12 protein-coding genes and 2 pseudogenes are annotated in these 12,525 nt (G+C 36.8%); 4 read left to right on the top strand and 10 right to left on the bottom strand.

Going from position 1 to position 12,525, the window contains the following annotated elements; all coding sequences use genetic code 11:
• Window positions 1-2 precede the first annotated feature (2 nt).
• From MKY30_RS08310 to MKY30_RS08295, 4 genes and pseudogenes are all read right to left on the bottom strand, one after another.
• Window positions 3-749 (bottom strand): ABC transporter permease, encoded by a 747-nt coding sequence (locus tag MKY30_RS08310; protein ID WP_147208851.1) that lies wholly within the window; start codon window positions 747-749, stop codon window positions 3-5.
• Window positions 750-765: 16 nt separating this feature from the next.
• Complete coding sequence (locus MKY30_RS08305) at window positions 766-1,665, bottom strand: ABC transporter ATP-binding protein (protein ID WP_339284220.1); 900 nt, start codon at window positions 1,663-1,665, stop codon at window positions 766-768.
• 171 nt (window positions 1,666-1,836) lie between these two features.
• Window positions 1,837-1,932: pseudogene (locus MKY30_RS08300) on the bottom strand (MerR family transcriptional regulator); the annotation flags it as partial.
• A 118-nt stretch (window positions 1,933-2,050) separates the two neighbouring features.
• Window positions 2,051-2,653: a methyltransferase domain-containing protein gene (locus MKY30_RS08295; RefSeq protein WP_156985928.1), complete on the bottom strand. Its 603-nt coding sequence runs from the start codon at window positions 2,651-2,653 to the stop codon at window positions 2,051-2,053.
• A 378-nt stretch (window positions 2,654-3,031) separates the two neighbouring features.
• Between MKY30_RS08295 and MKY30_RS08290 the strand changes: the two genes are divergently transcribed.
• The 3 genes from MKY30_RS08290 (at window position 3,032) to MKY30_RS08280 (ending at window position 6,364) form a co-directional block, all read left to right on the top strand.
• Window positions 3,032-4,759, top strand: coding sequence for an ABC transporter ATP-binding protein (locus MKY30_RS08290; RefSeq protein WP_341083445.1), 1,728 nt, complete (start codon window positions 3,032-3,034; stop codon window positions 4,757-4,759).
• 363 nt (window positions 4,760-5,122) lie between these two features.
• Window positions 5,123-5,797 (top strand): DUF899 domain-containing protein, encoded by a 675-nt coding sequence (locus MKY30_RS08285; protein ID WP_339284217.1) that lies wholly within the window; start codon window positions 5,123-5,125, stop codon window positions 5,795-5,797.
• A 96-nt stretch (window positions 5,798-5,893) separates the two neighbouring features.
• A complete protein-coding gene (locus MKY30_RS08280; RefSeq protein ID WP_339284215.1) occupies window positions 5,894-6,364 on the top strand; it encodes a DinB family protein in 471 nt (156 codons plus the stop codon).
• 165 nt (window positions 6,365-6,529) lie between these two features.
• Here MKY30_RS08280 and MKY30_RS08275 read toward each other — a convergent pair whose 3' ends face one another.
• The 5 genes from MKY30_RS08275 to MKY30_RS08255 form a co-directional block, all read right to left on the bottom strand.
• Window positions 6,530-6,967, bottom strand: coding sequence for a VOC family protein (locus tag MKY30_RS08275; RefSeq protein ID WP_339284214.1), 438 nt, complete (start codon window positions 6,965-6,967; stop codon window positions 6,530-6,532).
• Between the two features lie 32 nt (window positions 6,968-6,999).
• Window positions 7,000-7,242, bottom strand: a complete 243-nt coding sequence (locus tag MKY30_RS08270; protein ID WP_341083438.1) for a Uma2 family endonuclease — start codon at window positions 7,240-7,242, stop codon at window positions 7,000-7,002.
• Window positions 7,243-7,392: 150 nt separating this feature from the next.
• Window positions 7,393-8,637 carry an MFS transporter gene (locus tag MKY30_RS08265; RefSeq protein WP_246145023.1) on the bottom strand — a complete coding sequence of 415 codons (1,245 nt, stop codon included), beginning with the start codon at window positions 8,635-8,637 and terminating at the stop codon, window positions 7,393-7,395.
• A gap of 254 nt (window positions 8,638-8,891) precedes the next feature.
• A complete protein-coding gene (locus tag MKY30_RS08260; protein ID WP_339284212.1) occupies window positions 8,892-9,260 on the bottom strand; it encodes a hypothetical protein in 369 nt (122 codons plus the stop codon).
• A 107-nt stretch (window positions 9,261-9,367) separates the two neighbouring features.
• Complete coding sequence (locus tag MKY30_RS08255) at window positions 9,368-10,279, bottom strand: PhzF family isomerase (protein WP_341083435.1); 912 nt, start codon at window positions 10,277-10,279, stop codon at window positions 9,368-9,370.
• Window positions 10,280-10,721: 442 nt separating this feature from the next.
• Here MKY30_RS08255 and MKY30_RS08250 point away from each other — a divergent pair, with 442 nt between their 5' ends.
• Window positions 10,722-11,270 carry an MFS transporter gene (locus MKY30_RS08250; RefSeq protein WP_341083431.1) on the top strand — a complete coding sequence of 183 codons (549 nt, stop codon included), beginning with the start codon at window positions 10,722-10,724 and terminating at the stop codon, window positions 11,268-11,270.
• A 953-nt stretch (window positions 11,271-12,223) separates the two neighbouring features.
• Here MKY30_RS08250 and MKY30_RS08245 read toward each other — a convergent pair.
• Window positions 12,224-12,495, bottom strand: a pseudogene (locus MKY30_RS08245) (CD3324 family protein).
• Window positions 12,496-12,525 lie beyond the last annotated feature (30 nt).

The following is a 12,525-nucleotide window of genomic DNA, read 5'->3' as shown; positions in this document are numbered from 1 at the left end:
CGCTATTTTACGGCTCTTTTCAGAAAATAGGGATAGCGGATGATGGCAATAATAAATGCTGCTGCCCCGATTGCAAATAATACAACCAAAGTCTGGAGAAGCTCCGGTACCTGAGTCGTTCCTGCCATAGCATCCTGAAAAGACTGGTGTGCCCAGTACTGAGGCAGAAAGTGAGCGATTGTCTGCATAAAGTCCGGCATCATTTCAAGCGGCATCCATAATCCGCTCAGCATCGCTCCACCCAGAGCAATGATTTGTGTGAGTGCAATTCCCATATTTTCTGTATTTACAGTAAGCGCCATTGCGAGCCCAATTGCTGTCACTGTAAACGTAATGAACAAGGACAAAATCAACAAAATGATTGGCTGCCCCAATGAAACATCATAAACTACTTTTCCGAATAAAAATAACACAACAATCTGAATAATCACAATAAAAGTAAATGGAAGCCATTTTCCAAGCAGATAATAATAGCTTTTGAGCGGTGTGCTTGCAAGCCTGGCTGTCATCCCTCTATTCCTATCTTTAATAAACACCTGCACCATCGAAATCATAATAAAAAATACAAACATCACGATATATCCCGGCACAATGGACTGAATAATTTCCTGATTGACTACTTCATTATCACCTGTTGTAAATACAGAAATAAATAAAACAGTAAATAAAATAGGCAGAATCAGCATCCAAAAAGCAAGCCCTTTATCCTGCAAATGCTTCTTTAATTCAACGATCATAATTGCATTCATTGTAACACCTCCTTATTTAGTCTCTCAAGTTACTTCCAGTTAATCTGAAAAAAACATCTTCCAGCCGGGGATGAACAAGCTCCATTCTTTCTACATCCAGACGATTCTCCCTGCAGTAGGAAATAATATGCTCCATTGCCTCCAGGGCTTTTTCTGTATAAAGTATAAATGCCCCATCTTCCTGCGATACGGTTCCATATTGTTCTAATTTGTCCTGAGGAATGCCGCTTCCTTTTACATAAATGGAGGGAACAGCATATTGCTGGAGTAATTCACTTATTGCGCCGTTTTCAATCATTTCTCCGCGATCAAGAAATGCTACGTAATCACAGAGCTTTTCAACCTCTTCCATATAATGACTGGCATAGATTACTGTCTTTCCAGCTGTTTTCAGATCTTCAATCATTTTAAAAATATATTTTCTTGATTGAGGATCTATGCCGACAGTCGGTTCATCCATGATAATCAGATCTGGGTTATGCATCAGTGCACACCCAATATTTAGCCTGCGCTTCATCCCTCCTGAAAACGCAAATACTTTATCTTTCCCCCTCTCACTGAGGCCAATTAGTGCCAGCACTTCTTTTATCCGCTGATTCAGACTGTTTCCTTTTAAATTGTATAACCTGCCAAACAGCTGTAAATTACTGAATGCTGAGATGTCCTCTTCTAAAATAATATCCTGTGGAACATAGCCTAATTTCTGCTTTGTTTTGTCAGTGATTCGTTTTTCATTAAATTCGATTTTTCCTTCGTAGTCGCGAATAATAGATGTAATCATTTTAATTAATGTGGATTTACCTGCACCGTTGGGGCCGACCAGCCCATAGCAGGCTCCTCCAGGAATGGTAATGGAAACATGTTTTAAAGCCTCTGTTTTATCGTAATGCTTTGTTACGTTATTAATTGTCAGCATGGTCACCATCTCCTTTCAACTCTATTATGACAAAGGAACGGGATGGTGCGGAAGAGTATGGTATAACATGCAGAGTTATATGTATGACATGTTGAATTACCCGCATAAAATATATGCGGGTTAGTGATTAGCCTAGTACGTGTTGCAACTATAAGCAAACTCATCTCATGTATCCTGCTCAAGATTTACTAACTCCTTTTCTTCATAAAACTTTAAGGTATCTCTGGGTCCACCTAAAAATTTAGCTACTTGTCCAATGGCATACATTAAACACTCCTCGTATCTCTTCTTGCTTTTCTAAACCGAATCACATTTGCAGTCAAAACTATGCGCGCTGCACAACAAGGTTTCCAGTCATGATGCTAAAAAAATGTGTTTTTATTTATCAACTTGGTTTTGCCCATATCAGATATAAAGCACCTGCCAAGTAACGCTCTTCCTTGATAAGCTTTACGTCAGAGCTATCTACAATATCAGAAATATTTCTGTTCTGATGACATCCTTCAACCTTTACCGCCAAAGGATCTATCAGTTTTTGTATCCCTGCCAGGATTTTATTTGTACTAATACCATGCTCCAGCATCAGTATTTTACCTTCTGGTTTACACCACTTTTGAAACCGATTCAGGACATCGACAGGCTTCTGGTAAGCACAAAAGCTGGTGGAGGATATAATTGTATCAAAGCTATTATCGTTAAACGCCATCGTTTCAACATCTTTTTGTATAAATGTAGATGGAAAAGGGTAATCTGTTGCCGCACGCTCTGCCATTATCAACATTTCATAACTAAAGTCCACCCCTGTCAATTCAATATCACTGCGATAAAAAGGGAAATTAAGACCTGATCCAATAGCAACCTCCAGCACTTTTCCCTCTGCTTCCTGAAAAATTCGTTGGCGAAACCTGGACCATTGGTCATTCTTTCGTCTTTTATCATATTTTCCGGCCTGCTTATCAAACTTTTTAATGAGTGCTTTGCGATCCATATCATCCCTCAATTCTTTTTTATTCAAGTCTTTTTATGTAATCTCAATCGTAATTCTTGAAGGGTTCAATCTTTTTTACAGTATCTTTTTATCTATTAAGTTAAATTTATTGTATTTCACCTTTCAGAGCAATCCTTTTCACAGTACCTAGCCATAATAATTATAAGAATTTACGGAATTGACTATTATTTTTACCCTGTTATAATAAATGCAATTAATAAGAGTTGGGAGGAAATAAAATGAGGCTAAATAAAACAAACACAGTGATTGATCGCATATACGGAACTTTTTTGGAGTGTTTACGATGTTGATTTACCAATAAAATAAACATCCTTAATTTATTGGTAAATCATTACCAAACATATTAAGGAGACATTAATGAAAATTAAAAAATTTATATCTTATTACAGGCCATATAAGAAGATTTTTGCTGGTACTTTGTTTGCGTCATTATTAGTCACAATTATTACGCTCTCGATTCCGCTAATCATAAAATATATGACGGATAACCTGATAAATAACTTTTCTCAGGAAAATGTATCTTTTATCTATTTGTTAGGGGCATCCATGATTGCGCTAATCCTGATCCAATTTCTTGCTCATATTTTTGTTGATTATTATGGGCATGTTATGGGGAACAGAATGGAAAAGGATATGAGTGAAGAACTGTTTCACCATATACACCGGCAGCCACATTCGTTTTTTGATACTAACAGTACAGGTAATTTATTATCCAGATTAACGCATGACTTATATAATTTATCCGAATTATATCATCATGGTCCGGAAGATTTGTTAATGTATATATTAAGATTTTTCGGGGCTATTATCATACTTTCCTTTATAAGTATGAAGCTGACACTCGTACTGCTTCTCTTCGTCCCCATTTTTTTGGGCATCACATGGTATTTCCAAAGAAAGCTTTTCCATGTTTATAAGTCTGACAAAGAAATGACGGGAGAAATTAGCGGTTTTCTGGAGAATTCATTAAACGGAAGCAAGGTTACAAAGGCATTTACAAATGAAAAAAGTGAATTGGAACAGTATAAAGTTTATAATAAACAGCTTATTGAAATTAAAAAGCTGGTTCACAAAAATGAAGCATTTTATAGTGAATCAATAAATTCGCTCACACAAGCACTTCCGATCATCATAATCGTAACCGGTTCCTTATTAATTTTACAGGACGACATTACAATTACTGACTTATTAACGTTTATTTTATATATAACTTATATCACAACACCAATTCAAGTGTTTGTTAAGCTGACTGTTCAATATAGAGAAGGAATATCCGGTTTTAATCGATTTTATGAGATTTTACAAATCGATCCAGCTATTAAAAACTCAGCGAAACCACAACAATTAGACAATATACGTGGCAATATAGAATTTAAAAATGTTACCTTCCGTTATAACGAGAAAAATATAATTAATCATTTAAATCTCAAAATCAATGCGGGTGAGTACATTGCTTTCGTTGGACCGTCCGGAATAGGGAAATCGACGATAGCCTCGTTAATACCAAGATTTTATGATATACAATATGGGCAGATACAAATAGATGGTATGGATATCAAAGATTTGGAATTAACTGCATTAAGGAAGCAGGTTGGTATCGTTCAGCAAGATGTTTATATGTATTCCGGTACAATAATAGATAATATAAAATACGGGAAACCAAATGCAGATGAGAAAAGTGTTATAGAGGCAGCAAAACAAGCCAATGCACATGATTTTATAATGCAGCTGCCCCATGGCTATCAAACATTAATTGGTGAAAAAGGAGCTAAATTATCCGGTGGGCAAAAGCAAAGACTTAGTATTGCTAGAGTCTTTTTAAAGAACCCAAAAATAGTCATCTTTGATGAGGCTACGAGTTCATTGGATAATAGGAGTGAGAGAATCGTACAAAATTCATTAGAACGATTGTCTGAGAACCGCACGACGATTGTCATTGCTCATCGCCTTTCAACGATTAGAAATGCGGATAGGATATACGTTTTTTCTAATAAAGGGATTGAGGAAATTGGCACGCATGAACAATTGATGAAAAACCATGGATATTACAGGAGGATGTATTTGGAAACATCCAGTACAGATTAATATTTTTTTAAATGGTCAGAAAAAATGCTACATGTGTTTTTTAGTAAGTTTTATGAATATAACTTATTTTGAAATAAAAAAATCGCTATTAACAGGAAATTAATAGCGATTTTTTTGTTTTAGAATTTTTTTGGCAAACGCATTCCATCTTCCATTCATTATGTATGTGGAAAAAATTAAATGGGACATCGTCTTAGCAGTCACCGCACTGAATAACAATGATTTGATCCAAAACAAGCAGGAACATAGCAATTGAGAAGAATTATATAAAAACGAAGAATGCTAAGATAAAGAAGAAGCATCAAAACAGTCCATATCTATACAAAGCAACATATCATTTACTTATGAAAGGAGAGATTCGTCATGCCAGAAAAGAACACAGCATTGCCCGAGATTGTCTCCCGTGATGAATGGCATACTGCACGCAAGGAATTGCTAAAAAAAGAAAAGGAAGCCACTCGTGCTCGAGATGCGTTAGCTGCAGAACGCCGCAGGCTGCCAATGGTCCCTTTGGAGAAAGAATACATGCTTGAAGGTCCGAACGGTACAATCCGTTTATTAGATCTATTTGCAGGACGTCGTCAGCTTCTCACCTATCACTTTATGTTGGAACCAGGAGATGAAGCACCCTGTTCTGGATGCTCGATGTTTGTAGACAATATTGGCCACCTTGCCCACCTGCATGCCCGTGACACTTCCTTCGCGCTTATATCTCGCGCACCATATGCTGAAATTGGCCAGGTAAAGAAGCAAATGGAGTGGACAATTCCATGGTACTCCACGTTTGGTCATAAGGATTTTAACACAGATAGCGGTGCTGGATCAGGCTTCGGTCTGAGTGTTTTCCTTCGTGCCGGCAGCAGTATTTACCAAACCTACTTTACATCCTGGCGCGGTATCGAGACGCTCGGCAGTAACTGGACATTCCTGGACCTGACACCTTTTGGACGCCAGGAAACCTGGGAAAACTCACCGGATGGATGGCCAAAAACAAAGCCATATCAGTGGTGGCGCCTTCATCATAAATATGATAATTAATAGGCATACTCCAAAATGGATTATATGATTTTTATTACCTGATATCTTCGGGAAGATTGCGATAAGGTCGATATTTTTTAAAGAGGAGATAATCATATGACTGAATTAGTTTTTAAGAAATTTGAAATGACCAGAGGCTGGTTTATTAAGGTTGCAGAATCCATTCCTCAAGAAATAGCAAATATACAGCCAGATGTTTTTAATAATAATATCCATTGGCATATAGGTCATGTTTTAACGGCCTGTGAACAATTAATATTTGACTTTCCCGAAAAAATGAACAACCTTCCTGACAACTATGTTGCATTATTTGAAACAGGTACAAAGCCCGCTGATTGGAATGGAGATATACCGGATGTAAATACACTGATTGCTCAGCTGAAGGATCAATTACAGCGTCTCAAACAAATTCCTCCCAGACAATTACAGGAAAGAATTGAAAAACCTTTCTTTGGCCTGGAAACCTTTGGAGAGTTAGCTGGTTTTGTAAATGTTCATGAGGCCATTCATATCGGAAAAATAGAAGAAATGAAACGTGTGATAGAATTTCAGGCATTTAAAAGCTAACCTGATGAAGGTAGAAATCCATATTTGTGGATTTTGCAACTATGAAAATTCATTCACTTTACTCCTAAAAAGAAGCAGGATATATTCGTGAAAAAGGCTTTTCCTTATTTTCAGAAATATATCCTGCTCAGCTGGTCACCTGTTGTTCTATTATCTTTCATTATTTTATCCAATTTCCTCCACCAATTCTAATATAATTCCCTCCGGCCCGCGAATGTAGCATAATTTATAAACATTTTCATAGTTTTGTATCTCACCAAAGATTTCTGCGCCTGCCTTTTCCAATTTGGCAACAATAGCTTCTATATTCTCAACAGCAAAAGCAATATGCCTGAGTCCCAGTGTATTTGGCAGTGGATGCTGAACATCATATTCGTCTAATGGTGAATGGAATTTAACCAGTTCTATCTTTGCTTCCCCACCGGGTGCTTCTAACATAGCTACCGTTTCTTTCACATCAGGAAGCCCAATAATCTGTTCCACCCATTCTCCTTCCACTTCCGCCTCCCCAAGCTCTCTAAGTCCAAGCTCAAGAAAAAAGGCTTTAGCAGCAGGAAGATCATTTACAATGATACCTATATGATCTATTCGTTGAACCTTCATATATTTTCCTCCTATTTTTCCCCTAAAGCTTATCACATAAAAATATCTAGTGATCCGTTACACCTCTTGTCATCCAGTTTTTCTTGATCACATACAATAGATAAATCAGGTTGAACAACATTATTTATATCATTGTCTTGCTTATTATCCACTAATAACCGCACATCAAAAGGAGCAAAAAATACTTCACATTCCTTTTCTCTTAAGAAAACAGAAAAAGCAGTAGATAGCTCTCTGAGAACCTGCTGACGCCTGCGTGAAGGGGCAGGTGACATATTGAAATATCGCCATCAATTAATTCAAGTCTTCCCCCTTCATCCCAGGTCAGATAATCAGCATACGAATATTTTTTTTATTTGGAATGGGCATTATAATCATTCCTTTCCACGAATACTTTACAAATATCATATCATAAATCGAAAATATTACTCATCATCTTCTTTAAACTGAGCTTTCCGCATTGATGATAGCGCGAACCATAGCCCACATAATATAAGTCCAACAATCGAAATCCACAAAGCCTGTCGAAAACCTATCCCGTCAGCAATTGCACCACCTAATGGTGCACCAATTACCACCATACTACGATTGATCGATCTTAAAGTGGCATTCATACGGCCTTGTAAGTGCAAAGGAGTAACAGATTGGCGATATCCCATTTCAAGCGGTCCTTCAATTCCCATAGCAAAACCATAAAAAAGCTGACCTAAGATCACAAATATAAGTGCAATAATCTGCGTATCAGAGTCATTCGCTGCCGGGGAAAGTACCATCAGAATCACTGCCGGCCCATAAAGAATCCGGGAAAAAGCCATAGACTTTCCAACACCGAAGCGCATGCCAGCTCGATTGGATAAGGAGGTACCAATTACAGCACCAACTCCTCCTGCTGCAAGTAAAAATCCAAGAAGGGATTCCTTAAAACCCAGTTCGATTAAAATAAATGTCACGAATATGGTAATCATCATGCTATGAAATAAGAACCAAGCATGCGTATTTAAAGCAAGCGTTCGAAGGTATTGGTGCCGGTACATCCATTGCAGACCTTCTTTAATTTGTTTGCCAATTCGGCCATCCGTTGCAGACTTTTCTAAAGGCTTATGCTTTATTGTTGCCATTAGAACTCCTGAAAATAAATACGAAACAGCGTTTACTAGAATAGTAAACGGAGCACCAATCCAAGAGACGAGTCCACCGGCAATTGCTGGCCCGCTCGTTTCGGCAACAGCTGAAACTTGCTCCAGCCGTGCATTAGCCCGTATTAGCAAGGGACGAGGAACTAATTGTGGCACAAAGGACTGGTACGCAGCATCATTAAATAGCGACATGACACCAAATAGAATCAGCATGATCATTAACCAGCCAATATTGATTACCTCCGTGACTGCCAGCAGGCAAATCATAACCAGCAGCATGCCACGCCCAATATTAGTGACTACCAGCACAGTCTTTCGATGGAAACGGTCAATCAAAACCCCTGCCAGTAATCCAAGTAGTATATAAGGAATCCACCTGGATGCTGATACCCAGCCAACATCTACAGCGCTTCCTCCCATATTAACCACTACCAATACCTGAAGAGCCAGAGTCAAAATAAACATACCAAAGGTCGAACTGGCCGAAGCTACCCAAAAACGAACAAAGCTTTTATGTTCTCTGAGTTTCATCATAAGAGGCTTCTCCTTTCAAGCTGGGAAACATTTTGAATTCTCGGCCATAAATAACCGTCTACCTTACTTCCAGATGCTCTTCCTTCTTTAACCAACATATCAATTTTAGATATTTTTTCATCCCCCTTTAGGTAAAATCATAACCAAAGAGGCAAAACAGTGCAATTTTATTATAAAAATCAAAAAATTAAGCTTATAACACCCGATTCAATCAGCTCAATTGCGGCCGCATAAACTTACATACCTGGATTATTTTAATTCTGTTTTCGTAAATTGACTCTAAGGATTGTTCCACAAGGATCCGAAATCCAATAACCATCTGAGTTCTCGTATAATTCCACTTCATCTCTTCTATCAACATGATTCTCCTGTAAGTACTCTGCTGCGTGCTTAACATCGTCTGTCTGAAGCTCTAGCCATACATCCTGTTGAGAATAATTATCCATACAATCCAGCCACAATGTAGCTTCGCCTAACTGAAAGGCATGTGAATCCGACATGAAACCCAAGTACGGCAGTTTTATTACCTCCTTATAAAAATGCACTGTCTCGTTGTATTTAAATTTAGGAATTTTTAAAGCTATGTTATTTCCACCACCAAATTCTCCTTTTGTCATTTTCATACAGGATACCTCCGTTATTTTTCTTTACTATACCATTTGCTGGTTCTCTCCACTTCTTTTGGATTGCTCCTCTACACAATAATATATTATATGAATTGGCTGCAGAACTAATTTCCAATCGTGATTTCTGCTTGAAAAACGATAACTGCATAACCTCCAATTTGAACTTGTACCGGTTTTTGATTATTACAATGAACGGTAACATCCACTATCCCTGTACGTTTTATTGCTTCACCTTGTACTCCTGAGAAATGAAACATTCTCCCTTTTAATGGCATCAACTGATGTTGAACTAGATAAGCACCTGCAGGACCATGGGCATTTCCGGTAACAGGATCTTCATTTATTCCGATAGCCGGTGCAAACATTCTTCCGTAAGTTAATATATTGGTATCTTTTGAATCAAGTGTAAAAACAAAGTATCCATTACACTGAATATGTTTACTAAGCTTAACAAGCAAATTCATATTAGGAGATAATTGATTAAGCTTATCTCTTGATTTAATACCAATCAGTACTTTCGAGTGTCCAGTCGAAACGATTTGAATCGGACACTGATTATGAAGTGCATCCGGTGTAAGATCAAAGGCAGAAAGCAGTCGTTCTTTATCAATTCCTTTAATGATCGGTCCAAATTCAATTTTCTCTTGCGTTATAACGATTTGATAATCATTATTTTTTTCTGTAATCTCTATAGGTAATATTCCGGCTTCCGTTTTAATTTTGATTCTTGAAAAATCAGTCATATTATTGTGATGCGCCCATACATAGAGAGCAGCTATGGTGGCATGTCCACAAACAGGAACTTCGGTAGTTGGCGTAAAATACCGTACCCTAAAATCATGATTAGATGATTCTGGAGGAAAAATAAAAGCCGTCTCCGAACAATTAATTTCCCGGGCGATATTTTGCATTTGATTAACATCTAAACCTTCTGCGTCCAGAACTACTCCAGCAGGGTTTCCCTGAAACTTTTCTTGCGTAAAAACATCTACTTGATAAATTTGATATCTTTTCACAATAACCTCCTATAAGGCGATAAATCATTATTTAATTACTTTGATTTTACATTTATTTATGGATAAGATTCATCCAATTTAGAATTGGTCTTAACCCATTTTGGTTAAAAAGATAAAAATTCCTTTTTCCCTCCTTGGCTAAAAAAATTATTTCATTTTTTCTCAGTTCTTTGAGATGATAAGACAATTTAGTATTTGAAATTTGGACCTCCTCTGCTTGTAAAATATTCAATATATCCTCTGGACAAAACCCATCTTTTGATTCGAGTGTATCCGGTAAAAAAACTCTCCTTTCCTGATCAAATCGCAACATCTCAATTATCCGAACACGTATTGGATCCTGAAGTACTTTAAAGACGTCTGTTACTTTAATATTATTCATAGCTTTATTATAATCTTTTTCTCTTGACATTTCAAATATATTTGAAATGAGTTGATTTCTATGAAATATTCACAGCAAGAGCTGATTAGTTTAGTAAGTATTTGTATTGGCACTTTTTTAATTATCTTGGATACAAACATTGTAAACATTCTTATTCCTGAATTACGAAGAGAAATGGATTTAACAATCTCCCAAACATCATGGATCGTCAATAGCTATGTTCTGGCATTCGCTTCGTTGATATTATTATTCGCCAGAATCAGTAAGCGAATAGGTGCAAAAAATGCATTTATTTTTGGAATTACTATTTTTATGATTGGCTCCATATTATGTGGTTTATCAGATGTCTATGTAGAGCTAGTCATTGCTCGTATTATTCAAGGAATTGGTGCTGCTTTGTTCGCACCTATCGCAACAAAGCTTTTATCATCTACCGTAACAGAGCCTAAAAAACGAGCTATTGCTTTTGGCGTATGGTCAGGTACTTCAGGTATGGTATTCGCATTTTCACCAATGGTCGGCGGATTTTTAAATGAGCTGTGGGGATGGCAGAGTGTCTTTTTAATCAATATTCCTTTTTCTTTGATCGTTATTTTAACCGCATCATAGCTATCAAAGACGTAAAAAAGGAACAAACATCGCTATTTATGAAGGAACAGATAATGATTGTTCTGTTGATGTTGACATTTGTATATATTACTCATGAATACAAAAGAATGTATGAGACCCCGTTTTTATTGATAGCAGGAATTCTTTTGCTGCTGATTTTGGGAAGTATTTATAGCAGGAAGTTTCAACAAAACCTTACGCATGTTATACAACGACAAATGTTTTCAAGGCTAAACATTTCCAGTTTATTAAATGGATTCACATACAATTTTTCGATATATGGGATAATGTATTTTCTGTCTATTTATTTCCAAGATAACCTATATCTATCTTCACTGGAGACAGGTATTAAATTTCTGCCCTTAACCGTATCAGCCATGTTGATATCCTCATTTTTATCACTAATATTAGTTAACAGGATTGGGCAAACATTTACACAACAGCTGTGTTTATTTGCAATTATTTGCGGCAGTTCCATATTGTGCATTTATTTTGGAATTTCGGGTGTGCCCAGTTTCATTTTAATTAGTTTCATTCTTTTAGGTTTCTCCGGGGCAATAGCACCGGTACTAATGAATACAGCATTTTTGACGACGAGCAAAATGTACCACAATGAAATTTCTTCTTTGGTTAATCTACTTCGTCAAATGGGCAGTATTATCGGGATTATGATTGTTTCTATCATGTTACATTTTTTCGAATCTAAAATAGCTATCTTGTATTTCCTGCTGTTGACAATGTTATCCTCGTCTATAGCTTATCTGTACTTAGTCTGGGCACATAAAATGGAGGAAAGATCATTCAAATGCAATGATAAAATAACTGGCTCCCATACTAATAAGGGCGAGGGGTGAGCTGTATAACAGCTTTTATACTTCATCTATATATAAAATAATTTATAATCAAGTATGCACAAAAAAGACCTGAGGATGATTTTCTCCTCAAGCCCTTTGTTATTTTGTATTTTTTGAGTAAACAATTTTTTTAATACTATCATAGGAAAGACAAAAAGTTTCTGAGAGTTTATCAATAGATATTCCAGCACTGAATTTCCTGCTAATTTCAGCGTTTCTTTGATCCAGATATTCTCTGGCCCCTGTTTTTTCTCCCCATTTTTTCTTTCCTCCCGCATTTTCGGAATATAAATTAACTCGCCGTGTACATATCTCTGTATTTCTTTAAGTAACTCTTCTGGGAAAACATAATCAGCTTTTATATATCTCATTCTAACTCCGCCTCTTAAAAATGTAATTAA

The sequence above is a fragment of the Oceanobacillus sp. FSL W8-0428 genome (genome assembly GCF_038004405.1).
Taxonomy (GTDB): Bacteria; Bacillota; Bacilli; order Bacillales; family Amphibacillaceae; genus Oceanobacillus; species Oceanobacillus sojae.
This window is presented reverse-complemented; position numbering and strand designations above follow the sequence as displayed.

What these genes read in the sequence shown, in the direction of transcription:
- MKY30_RS08275 (WP_339284214.1), bottom strand. Translation starts at nt 6,967, where the DNA reads ATGAAGGTTCAACGAATAGATCATATAGGTATCATTGTAAATGATCTT.
- MKY30_RS08305 (WP_339284220.1), bottom strand. Translation starts at nt 1,665, where the DNA reads ATGCTGACAATTAATAACGTAACAAAGCATTACGATAAAACAGAGGCT.
- MKY30_RS08260 (WP_339284212.1), bottom strand. Translation starts at nt 9,260, where the DNA reads ATGAAAATGACAAAAGGAGAATTTGGTGGTGGAAATAACATAGCTTTA.
- MKY30_RS08310 (WP_147208851.1), bottom strand. Translation starts at nt 749, where the DNA reads ATGAATGCAATTATGATCGTTGAATTAAAGAAGCATTTGCAGGATAAA.
- MKY30_RS08290 (WP_341083445.1), top strand. Translation starts at nt 3,032, where the DNA reads ATGAAAATTAAAAAATTTATATCTTATTACAGGCCATATAAGAAGATT.
- MKY30_RS08250 (WP_341083431.1), top strand. Translation starts at nt 10,722, where the DNA reads ATGAAATATTCACAGCAAGAGCTGATTAGTTTAGTAAGTATTTGTATT.
- MKY30_RS08270 (WP_341083438.1), bottom strand. Translation starts at nt 7,242, where the DNA reads ATGTCACCTGCCCCTTCACGCAGGCGTCAGCAGGTTCTCAGAGAGCTA.
- MKY30_RS08280 (WP_339284215.1), top strand. Translation starts at nt 5,894, where the DNA reads ATGACTGAATTAGTTTTTAAGAAATTTGAAATGACCAGAGGCTGGTTT.
- MKY30_RS08265 (WP_246145023.1), bottom strand. Translation starts at nt 8,637, where the DNA reads ATGATGAAACTCAGAGAACATAAAAGCTTTGTTCGTTTTTGGGTAGCT.
- MKY30_RS08295 (WP_156985928.1), bottom strand. Translation starts at nt 2,653, where the DNA reads ATGGATCGCAAAGCACTCATTAAAAAGTTTGATAAGCAGGCCGGAAAA.
- MKY30_RS08285 (WP_339284217.1), top strand. Translation starts at nt 5,123, where the DNA reads ATGCCAGAAAAGAACACAGCATTGCCCGAGATTGTCTCCCGTGATGAA.